Below are 16,001 nucleotides of genomic sequence, written 5' to 3'. Positions count from 1 at the left end.
CACGCCATAACGAGAACACCAGTTGCCACAGTCCAGCAAATATGATCGCCGAAATCGCCAAAAGCCACCACGCCAGATCGGTTGTGGAATGCAACACAAATCCCAGTATCACGATCAACAAGAAGCAGATTCGCCAGGACCATTGGTTCAGACGGTCGTCATGGGGCGATCCACTACCACCGTCTTGCACAGGCCTCATGGGTTCCAATTCGATCCTGCCCCTTCCAGAGTGCTGGGCGCTTGTCATGTGCGTTGTGGATTGCAGAAGCTCTAGTGGCCGCAGGTTCCGGCGCCCACTCCAACGAAGTTTGCCGGTGTTGGGAGCACTCCTTTTCTTTTAGCGCTGTTGGGGTTCAAGGTACCAACTGTGGCCACAGCAGTCAGGACACCGATGAGACCTCCCTCCCTCCGAGGCCTTGTCCTGGCATCGTCAGCTACTCGACAGGAGATACTCGTTGACCTGCCTGCCGCGAGCGCACGCGCCGAAACCGCAATCGTCGCCTACGCTGTTCCGAACCCGCAGTAGGCGATTGGCGACCGGTTCGACGGCCGCCGAATGCTCGGCGGCGGATTCACCCCTATCACCGCGTCAGCGACTGTCGTCCCCGTGCTGTCGAGCACTGGGCGACAGCACGTACCGACGTTCGTGGGAGATTGACTACGCAATTACGGAAGGAGGTCGAAGTGGACACGGAATCTGTTCGTGGTCTGGCTGTGGCCGTGGCATCAACCCTGTTCGTGCTGTCGATAACCGTCTACGTGACAGCATTCGTGACCAAGGGCGATCAGGAACCGAATTGGGTGATCGGGATCAAGACTCGTGCAACGAAATCGAGCGAACAAGCGTGGGTTGCGGGGCATCGGGCGGCGTATCCGTTCATGATGGCGGGTGCGACGCATTGCCTCGCCTCCGCTGTTCTGATTGCGGCGCTCCTGCTGATCGATCCATCACCTGGTTCAGCGGTTCTGGTCCTCTCCGGTGCATTGGCACTCGGCGCGGCCGTCATCCTCGCAATGAGCGGCATCAAGGCTGATCGAGCAGCGAAGAAACAAGTCTGAACCACCTGGAGCTCGGGGCGCTCTCACGCGCCGCCGCCTTCGAAGAAGGCCAGCAGCGCCGAGGCCGGATCGATGACTGTCGACAGGTTCGCCGCGGCGACGACGCCGAAAGCCAGTGCAAGCGCGAGCATGATCGTCGCGGTGGTGACATACAGCCTGCGCTCGTTGTGCTGAGAACGAGAACGTCGCCGCCACAAAGTGATACCGCCGGCGAGGAGCAGTACCGTCGTCAGACCTGCGCTCACCACCATGGCCGCGTGATAGACCCTGAAATCGCTGACCAAGGCGTCGAGCACAGAAGTGGTCGAGCCGCTGCGCAGCTCCGCGGAGATCTCACCGATCGTGGCCGCCACCGCAGGATCGGATCCGTCGGTGGGGAGAAAGCTCACTACCGAGGACAGGGGTGCCACTGCGCCTTGGATGTTGGCCACCACCATCAGGAGCGCTACCAGTGACGCGAGAGCGCCGAGAACGCCCAACGCTCCGAGCGCGCGCCGTCGGCCACTCCGCCCAGCGCCGATCCAGCGACCCCACAGATCTAGCAGCAGCGCGGCGAGAACAGCAAGGAGGAGGGCGGCGGCCACAGCCTTGACCACGTGGAACCCCTGCCAGTACGCCACGACCTGCGTCAGAGCGGATCCTGGCTTCCGCTGGCCGGCAGCCCAATAGTCGACGAATGCCGGACGCAGGCGCCCCGCCAACGACGCATATGTGGTGGTGCCGCTACCGGGCCACAATTGTGCGATCTTCGCCGGTAGGGCAGCGACTGCGACGCCGAGGACGCCGGCCGTCAAGACGAGAATCGATGTTCTTCGACGCCGGTCCCACGTGCTGGACGCTGCAGTAGTCGCCACCGACAGACCCTTTCAGATCGGGCACCTCGAGCACCGTGGACGATACGGCGGCGGCGGGGCGGGTATCAATACTGCGTCAGCGGGTACTACCTGCGAATGAGCGAAGAAGCACGGCGCAACGACGGCGACAACGACGGACCTCTCGAAGAGGAACTGGAGGAAAGTTTCGACGCCGTCGTCTCCGAGGGTGCCGAACGATTGCATCGCACATTCCGCACGGTGCTGATCACCGGATTGTTCGGTGGGCTCGAAGTCGCTCTGGGTGTGATGGCGTACCTGGCGGTGCTGCACGAGACCGACAGCCATCTACTGGCAGGCTTGGCGTTCGGTATCGGCCTGGTGGCCATCTATCTCGCTCATGGCGAGTTGTTCACCGAGGATTTTCTGATGCCGATTGCCGCGGTGGTGTCCCGCGATGGCACACCGCTGCAGCTGGCGCGGCTGTGGATCGGGACATTGCTGGCGAACCTGGTGGGCGGGTGGTTGGTGATGTGGTTGATCGCGCATGCGTTTCCGCAGTGGCGCGAGGTGTTGTCCGAGGCGGCGCATCATTTCGTCGACGCACCACTCGATCTGCAGTCGATCTGTCTGGCTGTTCTCGGCGGCAGCACGATGACGCTACTGACCCGCATGCAGCAGGGAACGAGCTCGGACGTCGCGCGGATCATTGCCGCGATGGCGGCCGGTTTCCTTCTGGCCGGACTGCAGCTCTTCCACTCGATTCTCGATTCCCTGCTGATATTCGGGGCCATCCACGCGGGTGCCGACGTGACCTACGTCGCCTGGATCGAATGGTTCGGCTACACGGTGGCCTTCAACATCATCGGAGGCGTCGTGCTGGTCACCGTGTTGCGCTTGGTGCGCACCAAGGAACTCGTGAAGTCCGAGCGACACCGGAATCCTGAGTAAGCGAGTGGGCCGTTTTCAGGACCCGCCGCACCGAACCCACCGCTCCAAGCTTCGTCCGGTCTCGAAGCGTCGCGTCTGTTTCGAGATGGGGTCGATGAATTCTATTGCACTGGAGAGTAGTTGGAGTGGGTCCGTGAAATCGTCGACGGCCCGGTTGGTGGCCGTCGGGTACAGGTCGTCACCGAGGATCGGCACGCCGAGCGAGTTCATGTGCAGCCGCAGTTGATGGGTGCGACCGGTCAAGGGTGTCAGTCGATAGCGACCGATTCCGTCGCGGTGGTCCAGGAGTTCGACCGTGGTGTGCGCGTTGGGTTCCCCAGGCACCTCGCGGGCGGTGAATTGCCCTCTCTCGGAGACGATTCGACTGCGGACGACGGTGGGTAGCGTCAGCGTGGGGTCGTACGAGGCGATCGCCTCGTATTCCTTGTGCACCGCGCGATCCTGGAACAAGGTCTGATACGCGCCGCGAAGAGTCGGATCTACGACGAACAGAACCAGTCCCGCGGTGACGCGGTCGAGTCGGTGAGCAGGCACCAGTTGCGGCAGCCCGAGTTCCAGACGCAGTCGCACCAGCGCGGTCTGCAGGATGTGTCCGCCGCGGGGGATGGTCGGCAGAAAGTGCGGCTTGTCTATCACCAGCAGCGCGTCGTCGCGGTACACGATCGAGATATCGAAGGGCACAACGGTTTCCGTCGGCAGGTCGCGGTGGAACCAGACTGCCCCGCCTGCCGTGTACGGCGCGTCGGAGGGGATGGGACCGGCCAGGTCGACGATCTCGCCGGCGTCGAACATGGCGTCGATCCGATGCGGCGGAATACGGGGCTCGGTTGCAGTCAAGAACTCGCGCACGGTGCGCCAGTGTCCGTCCTCGGGCATGCGGATGCGCGCCGGGTCCAGGCCGTGACGCTTCGCCAGGGGCGGTTGCTGGCGTCGTCTCACTCGGTGAGCGTAACTGCCCGTCGAGATCGCACTTGTGCAGGTATTTCGAGGTGATCTACCTGCACAAGTGCGAGTTCGCTATTCGCAGCCGATGCCGTCGTTGTCGCGGTCGAGGTGCGGACCGTAGCCGTAATCACCGCGATAGACCGGAGCTGCTCCGGCCGCGCGGGCCGCGTCGCAATTTTTGTATTCGAATGCACCACCTTGGCGTGGGGCGGGAGCGGGGGCACCTTGGGGCTGTGGTGCAGGCCTTGGGGCTGTGGTGCAGGAGCGGGCACGGCCAGCGGAGCCGGAGGGGGCGGCGGAGGCAGTACGCAGAACTGAGCCGACCCAGCGCTGCACAGGAAATCGGTGATGGGGTCGGCAGAGGCGACGCCCGGGGCAACAGTGAGGGCAGCGGCTGCGATCGCGCCACTGATGCCGACTTTGGCCAGCAAGTTCCGTGTCTTCATCGGACTCCAATTTCGAGGGGGGGAGTTGGATTTTCCTGGGGGATTCGTTGAATTGTCAATGAAGATCATTCGCGTGACCGACGTCTCGAGGGAGGTCGGATCCGAAAATTTGCTACTCGCACGTGTTTGGAAAGCGGCCATCGGGCGTACTTACGAACATATGAGCGAAAACGAGCAAGTGAACCAGAACCCCGAGAAGGATCCCGACGATTGGGTCACCGGTGACGAGCCGATGACCGGACCGCAGAAGAGTTACCTCGGCACTCTCGCGCAAGAAGCAGGTGAGGACGTTCCCGAGGGCCTCAGTAAGGCGCAGGCGTCGGAGATGATCGACAAGCTGCAGGGCGAAACCGGCCGCGGCTGATCGAGTCGATCGGCGAGTCCACTCGATGTGACATCGACCCCCGAACCGGCCGATTTCAGGTCTGGTTTCCGGTGACTGAATGTCACATCGAGTGGACGTCTCGTCTTTGTGTCACTCACTGCATCGGACCAGGTAGATCGGTACTTTTTCGGTACATGTAACAAAGGATCACGCAAGCTTTTGTACCTGCGCTCGCGCGGCTATTGTGAGCGGACCCACAGCATCGCCGTGCGCGCGTGTCGGTGGGTACGTTTGAAACAGATGTTGTTTGTGTTGCGCCCGAAAGGGTCGCGCTGGGGGAGGATGGGCAAGCAGATGCACCGTCGTGTGTTGGCAGTAGCGGGAACTGCTCTGGCAGTTTCTCTGCTCGGTTCGGGTCTGGCCGGTGCGCAGCCGCTGCCTGGGACCGGCAGTGCCGATGGTGGCGGCGCGGTGCCCGGTATGCAGTCTCAGTCCCTCCCGATCGCCACCGCGCGCATCGATCGTGTCGACATGTTGACCGACCGTCGCGCTGCGGTGTGGGTGGAGTCGCCTGCGATGGGTCGCGAAATCCAGGTACAGGTCCTCCTTCCGGCCGCGCAGGGCGTGTCTCGCCCGACGCTGTACATGCTCGACGGTGTGAGCGCAGGCAAGGAGTCCGGTTACAAGGAAAGTACCTGGACGCAGAAGACCGACATCGTCGATTTCTTCGCGGACAAGCAGGTCAACGTCGTACTCCCGGTCGGTGGATCGAGCAGCTACTACACCGACTGGAACGTGCCGGATCCGGTGCTCGGGGTGAACAAGTGGGAGACGTTCCTGACCTCGGAGCTGCCGCCGCTGATCGATGCGCGCTTCTCCGGTAACGGCACCAACGCCATCGGCGGCGTCTCGATGGGTGCCCAGGCCGCAATGGACCTGATCACCCGGCACCCCGATCTGTACACCGGTGTCGCCGGGCTGAGCGGTTGCTACGACAACTCGCAGAACAATTTCAAGGACGCCGTGCGCGCCACCGTCGCGATGAACGGCGGCAATGCCACGAACATGTGGGGTGAGAACTCCGATCCCGGCTGGGTTCAGCACGATCCCTCAGCCAACGCAGAAGCTCTCCGCGGCAAGGACGTCTACATCTCCGTCGGTACCGGACTGCCCGGCCCGTACGAACTCGGCCCCGGTGGCACTGGAGTCGAAAGTGCCCTTCAGGGCGGGCCGCTGGAGGCCGCGGCGCTGTACTGCATGAGCGTGTTCGATACCCGGCTCCGCGCGCTGGATATCCCCGCTACGGTCGTCTACCGCCCCTACGGCATTCATGGCTGGCGGTACTGGCAGGACGATCTGCGTGAATCCTGGCCGACGCTCGAACGCGCGTTAGGCCTGTAGAGCACACCCGAGAAATGCGTCGTTCTCGTGCGGGTCGCCGATGGTGACCCGCACGCCGTCGTTTCCGTAGGCGCGCAACAACACGCCTCGTTCGGCTGCGCGAGCGGCGAACTCGCCTGACCTCTCGGCCAACGGAAGCCACACGAAGTTGGACTGCGACGGGCCGACGTCGAAGCCGCCTGCCACGAGAGCGTCGCGCACTCGGTCTCGTTCCACGATGAGCGCCTCGGTGCGGGCCAGGAGCTCGGCAGAAGCCTCCAACGACGCCAACGCCGCCTGCTGGGCGACCGTGCTGACGGCGAATGCGATACGCACCTTGGACAGTGCCGCGACCACATCGGGATCGCCGATCCCGTAACCCACCCGCAAGCCGGCGAGGCCGTACGCCTTCGAGAAGGTGCGCAGCACGATCACATTGCGTCGTCCGCGCGCCAGTTCCACACCGTCGGTGTGGTTGCCGGAGGACTCCGGGCGGGTGTACTCGAAGTAGGCCTCATCGAGTACGACGAGAATGTTCGACGGCACCGCGTCGAGAAACGCCTCGAGCTTTTCTCGCTGCACGACGGTCCCCGTCGGATTGTTGGGGTTGCACACGAAGATCAGACGGGTGCGGTCGGTGATGGCCGCCAACATCGCGTCGAGATCGTGCACGTGATCCGCGGTCAACGGAACCTGCACGGGCGTCGCGCCCGCTACGCGGGTGATGATCGGGTACGCCTCGAACGAACGCCACGCGAACACGACCTCGTCGCCGGGGCCGCAGGTGATCTGAACGACCTCCTGACACAAAGCAACCGAACCGTTACCTACGGCGACGTTCTCGGTCGCGACGCCGAACTTCTTGGCCAACGACTCGACCAGCGCTGTCGCGCGGATGTCCGGGTAACGGTTGACGCCGCCGACGGCCGCGGCGATGGCGTCACGCACGCTGGGCAGCGGCCCCTGAGTTGTTTCGTTGCTCGCCAGCTTGATCGCGCCTGGGAAGTTGCGGCCGGGAACGTAGGCGGCAATGGCGTCGAGGTCGGGTCGGATATGCGCGGTCACGATTGCCATTATGCGCTGGGGCACCGGGGTTGACTTCTACGCGTCCGTGATATTGCTGTGCACGACTACGAAGATCGTCCTATCTTCGATAAGTATGTCGGGAATCTTCAGCGACTCCGCAGTCCTTCGTTCCGCCTCTGCGCCCTTTGTAGGCGCAGACGACGTGGTGGACACGTCCGCTCACGAGCCGCGTCCGGCGGAGAAGGTGCCGCTGACAGCCGTCGAACCCGATGGCCCACCGCGCGGCGGCATCGTCGTTCTCCACGAGGCGCGTGAGATCCCTGAGTCAGTGCTCGATCTGCTGCGCGCACTCGCGTTGGAAGGGTGGCTTGCCGTCGCCCCGAATTTGTTCCATCGAGGTCACGGCGACGACAAAGAAGTTTTCGGTGACGACCTGTTCGCGGACTTCGACGCCACCTCCGACTGGCTCGTTCAGCGCGGTGTCTATCCCGATTGCGTCGGAGTCATCGGATTCGACGATGCGGGAACGGCAGCGTTCATCGTGGCCACCAGCCGTCCGGTCGGGGCAGCGGTCAGCGTGGCCGCCGCGGGCATCGTCGAACCGCTCAACTCCGACGCGATCGCACTCGTCGATGCCGCGCCCAAACTGCAGGCGCCCTGGCTCGGTCTCTACGGCGAGGATGACCCGCACACCCCACCGGATCACATAGAGGCCCTTCGCGACGCCGCCACGCGCTCCTCAGTGGCCACGAACGTCGTCAGCTACTCCGGTGTGGAGCATCGAGCGGATCATCCCAGGGAGCAACCAGGAAGCAGCGACCACAGCGAACCCGCAGAGGCCGCATTGGTCGATGCCCAGACCCGGATCTTCGATTGGTTCGACAGCTTCATGCGTTGACGAGCAACAAGCGTCATTTACGCGAACGCCGTGCGAACCTGAAGCGTCGACCAGCCGTTTTGCCTTCTGGCCTTTGCCGTGTGTAATCTCTTTCCTCGGCGGTCCGAGAGGGCCGGCAGCCTAGGAGGCGTGCCAGAGCGGCCGAATGGGAGTCACTGCTAATGACTTGACCCTTCACCGGGTCCGGAGGTTCAAATCCTCTCGCCTCCGCCACGCTGACCCGCAAGGGTCGGTACGCAGATTCTTCGGAATCGGCACAACTGAACATGCGCCCGTAGCTCAACGGATAGAGCACTTGACTACGGATCAAGAGGTTAGGGGTTCGAATCCCTTCGGGCGCACAGAAGAAGAAGCCCCGGGCTGCAGCGATGCGGTTCGGGGCTTTTTCGATGACATCGGAGTTGAGCCCGGCTCGACAGCGTTGGTCGGAGTTCGGCGCGAGTGTGCTGAGTTCACGGTGTCGGACCCGATGTCGTGGAACTCAGAGCAATGGTGTGAGAGGGACTGTCGAGCGTTCAGCCACAGTCCTCGGTTGCATCTTGGTAGAGAAACTCTGCATCCTGTGGACGGCGAACGACCCCGACAGTGCTGTTCTACAAGGAGCAGAACCAGGTCGATCGGGCTTCGTTCTGGACAATGCCTACTACGAGCACGGGATTCGTGCCCGCCGCGACGCACACATCCGCCTCGCCGAGCTCGACGATCGGTTCGACGACATCAATGACCGCGTCGACGATCTTTTGCGCACTCTCGTCGACATTCTCGACGAACACGACGAACACGACGGACGGGAGCGCGGCGACCGTTGATGATATCTATCAGGCAACTGGCATCGGCGTAGTCGTTTGCGCTGACTGTGGCGACGATCGGGCGCGCCTACGGTCGTCTCGACGTCTCGACGTCTCGACGTCTCGACGTCTCGGCGGTCGGGTAGGCCGGGATGTCCGATGGACCGAACAGGCGCGCAGCGCACTGGTGTGAAGCATCGACTCCGTCAGGTCGTGTGACGGACGAGGTCGTTCCGGCGACGGGCGTGCACCGCGATCGCCCTGGAGATCAAGGACAACGTGAGCAGTCCGACCAGTAGATCCGCGAGTGCGGAGAATTGGGACTGCGCGAATTCGACGATCTGAACCAATATGAGCGTGGTGATACTCGACATTCGCACGGCTTCGAGAGTCCACCTGCGGTCGGTGCGCCAGACGAGAGCGGGGAGCGCGAGAACAAGCGCAAGACCTGACCCTGCCGCGTCGAGTAGGCGCGCGAATTGCGTTACGTCGTCGATGGGTTCGGTGCCGAGGATGTTGGCCGACGACAGACCGAATGCGGAGTACGTCAGCAGGGCCAGTGCGGACAGTCGAATCCATATGCTGTGGTCGAGGTAGCGAAGTACGCGCCAGTTCCCGATCGTCGACCACCGTCGTCGCCACCGCGTCGGTGCCCGCTCGGTGCAGCTGTCGAGCAGTGCAGTGATTTCGATGACCTGTCGTTGTTCGTGCGCGCTCGCGTGAGCGAGATAGTCGAGGGCTTGGCCGCGGCGGTGATCGTCGAGTCCGCGGACGACCCCGTCCGCGGCGATGAACGCCGCCGCGGCAAGGTCCTCGTGGGGTCGCCGCGGCACCAGATCACGTATGAGGCGGGAGGTGGCGACGACGGTGATGAGCAGGACGTACATGATGGCCACTGCTGGTTTGTAGAAGTAGTCGTTGGTGGTGGTGACGAATTTGCCGATCTCGTCGAGGCCCAGTCCGAGTCCGATTCCGGCGAGCAGGATGGTGATCGGTCGCGTTCGGTCGCCGAGTACCGACAGCGCGGTCAGCGCGGCGACAGTCAGGGCCACGCCGCCCCAGAGCAGATGGGCGATGTGCAGTGGACCGCTACCGACCCGCGGATACCCCAGCAGTTGAAGGGCCGATCGGATGAGGAGGATTGTGGCGGCGGCGATGATGACGACGGCGTCCACGCCACTACCGGCGTGGGGGTGTCGAGCGATACGCCACCGATGAGTGCTCGCGGACATCGACCCCGAAATCTGCTTCTCCTCTTGCCTACCCGACACGGCGTCCTTACACGGCTGAACTCCCGGTGCATCGGGATCACAGATACGAATCGCCAGCGATCGAGTCAAGCATGTCCGATGACAAGAGCACCGGTGGGCTTTTGCGGAACGTCGGTGCTGCGATGCCGTGGAATCGACTCGAGTCGTCGATGCGCCCAGGGTCTCGATGCTTGTGTTGTTCGACCACTGTTGTTCAGTGCGGGGAGGACACGCTCGTGTCCGGGTCGGGCCGATGCTTGTGCTGATTCGCCGGTGCGTGTCCTCGGAAACGAGACCGCAGGTAGTTGACGGCGAGGGGGAGTATCGAGAGTGCGACGACCGTGATGAGGATGACCTCGATGTGGTTGCGCACGAACGGGATTCCGCCGAGGAGGTAGCCGAGAATCGGTACGCCGACACCCCAGGCGAGGGCCCCGATGATGTTGTAGACGAGGAAGGTTCGGTATTTCATCCCCGACGCCCCGGCCATGACGGGTGCGAGTGTCCGGACGACGGGGACGAAGCGGGCGAGGACGATCGTGCGGGCACCGTAGGCGTCGAAGAACGATTGCGCGCGTGCGAGTTGGACAGGGCCGAGTCGTTTGGCATCGGGTCGGTCGAAGACAGCAGGCCCGGCGGCTCGACCGATCATGTAGCCGCACTGGTCACCGAGCGCAGCTGCGATCGGTGCGGACACCAAGATCACCCACAGCGGAACGAACGGATCGGCCTGCGCTACAAGCACTCCGGCGGTGAAGAGTAGTGAATCGCCGGGGAGGAAGAACCCGATCAGCAGACCTGTCTCGACGAACAACGCACCGAGCAGCCCGATCAATCCGAATGTCGCGACGAGGGTACCCGGGTCGAGGACGCCGCCTGTCAGTCCCGATGTCATAGCGAGATCCTGTTCATGAGTAGTCGAGGTGGCGTCGAATCAGTGCCATCGCCGGGAGAGTCGAGACGATGCAGTGCATAGCTGCCGAGGGTGACCGCGCACGCCGCGAGGAGTGCTCCGGCGCCGACATCGGTGAGCCAGTGAACTCCCAGGTACATCCGCGTGCACGCAACGACTACGGCCAGGGCGATGGCGATCCCGAGGAGCAGCATTCGTACGGCCCTCGGTCGCCGCGTGCCGGCGATGAGTGCGAGCATCAACAGCAGGGAAGCGGTGCCGGTCACGTGCCCCGACGGAAACGAGGGATCAGTTTCGAGCATCATCTGGACCGACTGCGGCGGCCGCCCACGTGCGACGATCAGCTTCAACAGCGTGCACGCGATCGAGGCCGTGGCCACGGTCGCCAGCAGCACCAGTGCCGGTCCGTATCGTTTCGTTCTCCACACCAAAACCACTGCGACGACCAGGCCCAATGCGGCGGTCTCTGCGGGGCCACCGGCTGTGGTGACGGCGATGGAGAGTTGGTCGAGTGTCGCACTGCGGTGATCGACGAACCATTGAGCGACTGCGGTATCGGCGCCGGTCAGCCAGCCGTTGCTTCGGACTGCGACGGCGAGCACCAGAACGGCGAAGGCGTAGCCGAGTGCGCCGAAGACCGTCGCGCCGTCCCTGTCGCGGCGTATGCGGAGCATCAATCCGGCTGCGACGAGGCCGACTGCGATCACGAGCCCCGCGATCTCGACGTCGGCGGTGGCGGCTTCGGTGAACACTTCGGTGGCCGTTGCATGTACAGCGGAGATCGATGAGGAAAGGAGCACGGGGATCAGTGTGCTGGGGAGCTCCTGAAGAACCGCTGAGAGCGAGTCTGGTGTCTCGGCATGGGTCTGTTGTACTTGCCGCACTAGACGGACGGAGTTGTCGATGCGGGTATTGGTGGTCGAGGACGAAGTGCGCCTCGCGGAGATGGTGCGACGCGGTCTGGTGGCCGAAGGATTCACCGTCGAGGTCGAACACGACGGGGACAACGGGTTCCACAGCGCGGCCACGGGGGAGTTCGACGTCCTCGTCCTCGATATCATGCTGCCGGGAAAACACGGCTACGACATCGTGCGCGACCTCAGGGCACAGGAGGTGTGGACGCCGATCCTGATGCTCTCGGCCAAGGACGGTGAATACGATTTGGCCGATGCGTTCGATCTCGGTGCCGATGACTATCTGGTCAAGCCGTTTTCGTTCGTGGTGCTGCTCGCTCGTCTGCGAGCACTGGTCAGAAGAGGTGCTCCCGAACGGCCCACGGTGCTCACCGCCGGCGATCTGGACTTGGATCCTGCGCGTCATCGTGTCAGTCGCGGTGGTGTGGAATTGGCTCTCACCCCGCGGGAGTACAGCGTGCTCGAATTCCTGATGCGGCGCAGCGGCACTGTGGTGACCAAGTCCGAAATCGTGAGGTCGGTGTGGGACGTCAACTACGACGGGGACGAGAACATCGTCGAGGTCTACATCGGCTACCTCCGCAAGAAGGTCGATCAGCCGTTCGGGCGCAGGAGCATCGAGACGATTCGCGGGGTCGGGTACCGTCTGGCCGTTGCAGCGGCCGACTGAGCATCCTCGTTCTGCGGCAACGTCACCCTGGCCGCTCGCGTTCTCCCGGTCTGTCGTGAGGTCACTTCTTTGACCCGCAGGGACCGTGTTGGGCGCGCCGGAGCGCGTCCTTAGATGCCCTCGGCGTCGACCACGCTCGGCTGCGTCGATGCGGTGTCCGCTGCGGCCCACTGCTGATTCGGCGTCGGTGTCGCCAGAGTGAGATAGAAGAAGTCGCGTTGATCCGGAGCCAGGTAGCGGTCGGGCCTGTTCTGGACGCCCGGCAATATCGTCGCCGGTGTCAAAGTTCCGGCGGAATCCACTGTCCAGGAGTTGAACTCGGTCAGTCCGCCGTGAATGTCGAGCTCCATCCCGGTCACAGCCCCGGCATCGACGAGCGTCTGCGAGAGAGTGGAGAGGTCGACTTTCGAGGCTGCCACATACACGAGGTCGCCGTTCGCGGTGGTCCCCAGCGCAGACCGCTCGGTGTATTGCAGTTGATTCTTCGCACTACCCCACCGACTGTCGGCGTTCGAGTGCAGCCCCGGCGCGATCGAACCGTGATCGACGATCAACGGCAAATTCTGTCGCACCGCCACGATGTGCGGGTCCACCGCCGCGCCGCTGGTCCAGTCGATGACACTCAGGTGCCCCGAGTCGTCGACGACTGCCGAGGCCTGGCCGTTCTGCAGGTCCTGCCGTGCCACACCGTTCGAGAAGTACCCGCCCGCAATATCTTTCATCTTCCACCCGGAATTGAACGCAGCCACCAGATTCGGTACCTCGGAACCGGGTACCGATGCAGCGGCGTTGCCGTCGGTGCGGGGTTGGCTCGTGCCGTCGACGAGGTGGGCGACCGTCGCGGAACCGGAGACGATCGCTACTCCGGCCACCGCGCTGCGATGGGCCGGGTCCGGCTGGTAATGCGAAATGTACGCGACGGGAGTTCCATCGGCTCCCGTGCGCCCGGGTGTCCAGGTCGGAGCCGGCGATCCGGTGACCGTTGGAAGAACGGGGAGAGTGGCGAACGATGCCGGGGTGCCACCGGGAATGGCTGTGGCCGAGGCGAATCCGGACAGATCGGGTGGGGTGTCCGATGGTGGACTCGCGTAGCGCCAGTTCTCGTAGGCGTTGAGGACGGGGGCACCCCCATGGTCGCGGATCCACGATGATGTCTTGTCGTTCCAGGTCGCATATCCCGGGGTCAGCAGTGCTCGCACGTAGGACATCGAGGCAAGGGTGAGCACGATGAGTGCAGCCGCCGCGAGAAGCTTCCAGATCTTCACCTCGCGGCGCGAAATCTGTCGGTCGTCGCTGTGGTCCGGCGGTGTCGGGCGAGTCGATGCGAGCATAAGTGGGTATCTCCTGCCAGAAGTGATCCGGTACATCTCGATCATGCGCGAACGAGACTGAAGGAACACTGAAAAGCATTCGGAAACAACAGGAGTGGGATGCAATAGGGGCAGTGCCCGTAGGCCAAGGAGGCCTACGGGCACTGCGGGGTGAAGCGAGGAACTTACTGTCCGGGGGCGTCGGCGATATCACCGGCCTCGGGCAGGTCCACCGAGCCCGGCGCATCGGGTGTATCGCCCGCCTCCTGCTTGTCGACCGAGCCCGGTGCATCGGGTGTGTCGCCGGCCTCGGGTACGTCTGCTGCGCCCGGTGCGTCCGGTGTGTCGCCGGCCTCGGGTACGTCTGCTGCGCCCGGTGCGTCCGGTGTGTCGCCGGCCTCGGGTACGTCTGCTGCGCCCGGTGCGTCCGGTGTGTCGCCCGCTTCGGGAGTGTCGACGACGCTGCTGTTCGAGGCTGCCGGCTGTTCGAGGGTCTGTGCGGCTGCGATGCCACCGCCGATGGATGCTCCGGCCAGCACGACGGCGGCGACCGCAACGATCCTGTTCTTGATGTTCACGAGGGTTCCTTCGGTTGTCGGATGCACATCTGATTGCGTGCGGTACAACACCGAATATGCTCGACTGCTCCTGAAGGATCCCTGTGGACAGCTGAGAGAGAGTTCAACATCGCGCGGCGCAGCGCAGTGCCGCTGCACATCGTCGGACACAGCTGGAGCTGCTGTCGACCGGCGAGCTACAGGGGCTCCGATGAGTGGGGGTAGCCGTCGAATCGGTCGATGGTCCTGCACTTCTCGGTTGCGGCCCTGATCACGGTGTTCGGTCACGGTGAGTGAGTGGAGGCTCCGACGATGTCAGGGGTGAGGTGCTCTCCGGCGTCGACGGTGACCTCGGTGCCTCCGACACTCGTGCACCCGGGAAGCGAGCGTGCAGGGAATCGAGTTGGCGATGGAGCTCGTAGAGAATCGTGCGTTGGATTCGTGCATCGTCGGCATACCAACGGCGAGAAGATGTTCGGCCGACCTCCCAGGCCGTCCGGGCCATCTTCTCGGCTCTTTCGATTCGCGCCGAGATCACGGCGATCTCGGCGTGCAACATGGTGATGAACACGCGTGCTTGTTCGGCGTCTGCCGTGTCGGTCATCGATCCTCGTCTCGAGATCGGCCACGGTGGGTCGGGAGCGACTGCTGCCTGTGCCTGGTATCAGTCGATAGGCCCACGGTCGTACGCAGCGGGTGCCCTGCGGGCCGGTGGTCTTCCGCCGGACGCAGCAGTGCGACGGCCCGGCACAGTCGGTGCCGGGCCGTCGGTGCGGTGGGACGCGCCAGGACTATCGGTGAGTGGTCACGCACACCCCGCGGTTCTCGCGGGTAACTAGACCATGGCGCGGTGCTCCGCGCCGGCCGGTGTTTCGGTGACGTTCGTCGTGCGGTGTCATTCTCTGTGCGCGGCGTTGGTCGTCTCGGAGCTGTCGGTGGTGGTGTCGAGGACATCGACGCGTGAGATGCTCAGATAGGCCACCGATCCGACGATGGCGGCGGTGAACACCGCGGTGACGACGGTCGGTCCCAGTCCGAGGCCGCCCACGGTCTTGTCTTGCGTGAGATAGTCGCCGATCGACGCGCCGAGGGGGCGAGTGACGATGTAGGCGATCCAGAACGCGAGGACGGCGTTCAGTCGTAGTCCGTAGTGCGCGACGGTGACCACAGCGATGATCGCCGCGAACACCAGTGCCGATGTCAGGTATCCCAATGCGATCTGCTCGGCGACCAGATCGCCCGCGGCGGTGCCCAACGCGAAGGTGAACAGGATCGCCAGCCAGTAGAACCCTTCACGGCGGCGGGTTCTGATGCTGTGGATCGAGAGTGTTCCCTCGCTGATGTACCACGCCGCGAACGTCAGGATCAGGCCGGCAGCGAAGAACCCGGTGCTGATGGCCAGGGGCACACCGAAGTTGTCGGTGAGATTGTCGGTGATCAACGTGCCGGCGATGCTGATCAGGATGACCACCAGCCAGTAGACCCACGGTACGTACCGGCGCAGCGTGAACTGGTAGATCAGGGCTGCGGCCAGGACTATGCCGACGACGATGGTGGTTCCGGTCAGGCCGAACCCGAGATCGACATTGAGTGCATCGGCGGCTGTCTCTCCGACGGTGGTACCGAGGATCTTGATGATCCAGAAGAAGAGTGTTACTTCGGGGACTTTGCTTGCCAATATGCGCGTGGTGGTCGTGGTCATGGTCATGGTCGTGGACTCTGACAGAGCGTTCCTGAAGAGATGCTGAAGACGAGAG

18 protein-coding genes and 2 tRNA genes are annotated in these 16,001 nt (G+C 63.6%); 9 read left to right on the top strand and 11 right to left on the bottom strand.

Annotated features, from left to right (window positions below; translation table 11 throughout):
* Positions 1-684: 684 nt before the first annotated feature.
* A complete protein-coding gene (locus J1M87_RS19305) occupies positions 685-1,059 on the top strand; it encodes an SdpI family protein (RefSeq protein ID WP_206491173.1) in 375 nt (124 codons plus the stop codon).
* 23 nt (positions 1,060-1,082) lie between these two features.
* Here J1M87_RS19305 and J1M87_RS19300 read toward each other — a convergent pair whose 3' ends face one another.
* On the bottom strand, positions 1,083-1,913 hold the full coding sequence (locus J1M87_RS19300) for a hypothetical protein (RefSeq protein ID WP_206491172.1): 831 nt from the start codon (positions 1,911-1,913) through the stop codon (positions 1,083-1,085).
* A gap of 96 nt (positions 1,914-2,009) precedes the next feature.
* Between J1M87_RS19300 and J1M87_RS19295 the strand changes: the two genes are divergently transcribed.
* A complete protein-coding gene (locus J1M87_RS19295) occupies positions 2,010-2,822 on the top strand; it encodes a formate/nitrite transporter family protein (RefSeq protein WP_206491171.1) in 813 nt (270 codons plus the stop codon).
* Between the two features lie 15 nt (positions 2,823-2,837).
* Here J1M87_RS19295 and J1M87_RS19290 read toward each other — a convergent pair whose 3' ends face one another.
* On the bottom strand, positions 2,838-3,761 hold the full coding sequence (locus J1M87_RS19290; RefSeq protein ID WP_307830863.1) for a pseudouridine synthase: 924 nt from the start codon (positions 3,759-3,761) through the stop codon (positions 2,838-2,840).
* Between the two features lie 78 nt (positions 3,762-3,839).
* Positions 3,840-4,103 (bottom strand): excalibur calcium-binding domain-containing protein, encoded by a 264-nt coding sequence (locus J1M87_RS19285; RefSeq protein ID WP_307830862.1) that lies wholly within the window; start codon positions 4,101-4,103, stop codon positions 3,840-3,842.
* 270 nt (positions 4,104-4,373) lie between these two features.
* Between J1M87_RS19285 and J1M87_RS19280 the strand changes: the two genes are divergently transcribed.
* Both J1M87_RS19280 and J1M87_RS19275 read left to right on the top strand, forming a co-directional pair.
* The gene (locus J1M87_RS19280; protein WP_206491170.1) at positions 4,374-4,577 is read left to right on the top strand and encodes a DUF3072 domain-containing protein; all 204 of its coding nucleotides are present in this window, start codon (positions 4,374-4,376) and stop codon (positions 4,575-4,577) included.
* Between the two features lie 315 nt (positions 4,578-4,892).
* Positions 4,893-5,939, top strand: coding sequence for an alpha/beta hydrolase family protein (locus J1M87_RS19275; protein WP_206491169.1), 1,047 nt, complete (start codon positions 4,893-4,895; stop codon positions 5,937-5,939).
* Here the strand turns inward: J1M87_RS19275 and hisC are convergent.
* A complete protein-coding gene (gene hisC, locus J1M87_RS19270; RefSeq protein ID WP_206491168.1) occupies positions 5,928-6,983 on the bottom strand; it encodes a histidinol-phosphate transaminase in 1,056 nt (351 codons plus the stop codon). The two genes, J1M87_RS19275 and hisC, sit on opposite strands and share 12 nt — an antisense overlap.
* Positions 6,984-7,077: 94 nt before the next feature.
* Here hisC and J1M87_RS19265 point away from each other — a divergent pair, with 94 nt between their 5' ends.
* The 4 genes from J1M87_RS19265 to J1M87_RS19250 all read left to right on the top strand — a co-directional run bounded on the left by J1M87_RS19265 (position 7,078) and on the right by J1M87_RS19250 (position 8,651).
* Entirely contained in the window at positions 7,078-7,842 is a 765-nt protein-coding gene (locus J1M87_RS19265) for a dienelactone hydrolase family protein (protein WP_206491167.1), read from the top strand.
* A 123-nt stretch (positions 7,843-7,965) separates the two neighbouring features.
* A tRNA-Ser gene (locus J1M87_RS19260) sits at positions 7,966-8,055 on the top strand.
* A gap of 55 nt (positions 8,056-8,110) precedes the next feature.
* Positions 8,111-8,183, top strand: a tRNA-Arg gene (locus J1M87_RS19255).
* A gap of 198 nt (positions 8,184-8,381) precedes the next feature.
* Complete coding sequence (locus tag J1M87_RS19250; RefSeq protein WP_206491166.1) at positions 8,382-8,651, top strand: hypothetical protein; 270 nt, start codon at positions 8,382-8,384, stop codon at positions 8,649-8,651.
* Between the two features lie 185 nt (positions 8,652-8,836).
* Here the strand turns inward: J1M87_RS19250 and J1M87_RS19245 are convergent, their stop codons facing one another.
* The 3 genes from J1M87_RS19245 to J1M87_RS19235 all read right to left on the bottom strand — a co-directional run bounded on the left by J1M87_RS19245 (position 8,837) and on the right by J1M87_RS19235 (position 11,593).
* Positions 8,837-9,901, bottom strand: coding sequence for a hypothetical protein (locus J1M87_RS19245; protein WP_206491165.1), 1,065 nt, complete (start codon positions 9,899-9,901; stop codon positions 8,837-8,839).
* 193 nt (positions 9,902-10,094) lie between these two features.
* Positions 10,095-10,775: a DedA family protein gene (locus tag J1M87_RS19240; RefSeq protein WP_206491164.1), complete on the bottom strand. Its 681-nt coding sequence runs from the start codon at positions 10,773-10,775 to the stop codon at positions 10,095-10,097.
* Positions 10,772-11,593 carry a phosphatase PAP2 family protein gene (locus tag J1M87_RS19235; protein WP_206491163.1) on the bottom strand — a complete coding sequence of 274 codons (822 nt, stop codon included), beginning with the start codon at positions 11,591-11,593 and terminating at the stop codon, positions 10,772-10,774. The genes J1M87_RS19240 and J1M87_RS19235 overlap by 4 nt, the downstream gene beginning before the upstream one ends.
* A 103-nt stretch (positions 11,594-11,696) precedes the next feature.
* Here J1M87_RS19235 and J1M87_RS19230 point away from each other — a divergent pair, with 103 nt between their 5' ends.
* Positions 11,697-12,377 (top strand): response regulator transcription factor, encoded by a 681-nt coding sequence (locus J1M87_RS19230; protein ID WP_206491162.1) that lies wholly within the window; start codon positions 11,697-11,699, stop codon positions 12,375-12,377.
* Between the two features lie 110 nt (positions 12,378-12,487).
* Here the strand turns inward: J1M87_RS19230 and J1M87_RS19225 are convergent, their stop codons facing one another.
* The 4 genes from J1M87_RS19225 to J1M87_RS19210 all read right to left on the bottom strand — a co-directional run bounded on the left by J1M87_RS19225 (position 12,488) and on the right by J1M87_RS19210 (position 15,952).
* The gene (locus J1M87_RS19225; RefSeq protein WP_206491161.1) at positions 12,488-13,708 is read right to left on the bottom strand and encodes a phosphodiester glycosidase family protein; all 1,221 of its coding nucleotides are present in this window, start codon (positions 13,706-13,708) and stop codon (positions 12,488-12,490) included.
* A 164-nt stretch (positions 13,709-13,872) separates the two neighbouring features.
* A complete protein-coding gene (locus tag J1M87_RS19220) occupies positions 13,873-14,265 on the bottom strand; it encodes a hypothetical protein (RefSeq protein ID WP_206491160.1) in 393 nt (130 codons plus the stop codon).
* Positions 14,266-14,515: 250 nt separating this feature from the next.
* Positions 14,516-14,848: a hypothetical protein gene (locus J1M87_RS19215; RefSeq protein WP_206491159.1), complete on the bottom strand. Its 333-nt coding sequence runs from the start codon at positions 14,846-14,848 to the stop codon at positions 14,516-14,518.
* A gap of 291 nt (positions 14,849-15,139) precedes the next feature.
* Positions 15,140-15,952 carry a hypothetical protein gene (locus tag J1M87_RS19210; RefSeq protein ID WP_206491158.1) on the bottom strand — a complete coding sequence of 271 codons (813 nt, stop codon included), beginning with the start codon at positions 15,950-15,952 and terminating at the stop codon, positions 15,140-15,142.
* Positions 15,953-16,001: the final 49 nt, after the last annotated feature.

The sequence above is a fragment of the Rhodococcus sp. KRD162 genome (assembly GCF_017168335.1).
GTDB lineage: Bacteria > Actinomycetota > Actinomycetes > Mycobacteriales > Mycobacteriaceae > Rhodococcoides.
Note: the sequence above shows the minus strand (reverse complement) of the source record. Positions and strands in the feature narration are given on the sequence as shown.

Coding starts and splice junctions, on each gene's coding strand:
- J1M87_RS19225 (WP_206491161.1), bottom strand. CDS start 13,708: ATGCTCGCATCGACTCGCCCGACACCGCCGGACCACAGCGACGACCGA.
- J1M87_RS19240 (WP_206491164.1), bottom strand. CDS start 10,775: ATGACATCGGGACTGACAGGCGGCGTCCTCGACCCGGGTACCCTCGTC.
- J1M87_RS19265 (WP_206491167.1), top strand. CDS start 7,078: ATGTCGGGAATCTTCAGCGACTCCGCAGTCCTTCGTTCCGCCTCTGCG.
- J1M87_RS19210 (WP_206491158.1), bottom strand. CDS start 15,952: ATGACCATGACCACGACCACCACGCGCATATTGGCAAGCAAAGTCCCC.
- J1M87_RS19230 (WP_206491162.1), top strand. CDS start 11,697: ATGCGGGTATTGGTGGTCGAGGACGAAGTGCGCCTCGCGGAGATGGTG.
- J1M87_RS19280 (WP_206491170.1), top strand. CDS start 4,374: ATGAGCGAAAACGAGCAAGTGAACCAGAACCCCGAGAAGGATCCCGAC.
- J1M87_RS19275 (WP_206491169.1), top strand. CDS start 4,893: ATGCACCGTCGTGTGTTGGCAGTAGCGGGAACTGCTCTGGCAGTTTCT.
- J1M87_RS19215 (WP_206491159.1), bottom strand. CDS start 14,848: ATGACCGACACGGCAGACGCCGAACAAGCACGCGTGTTCATCACCATG.
- J1M87_RS19295 (WP_206491171.1), top strand. CDS start 2,010: ATGAGCGAAGAAGCACGGCGCAACGACGGCGACAACGACGGACCTCTC.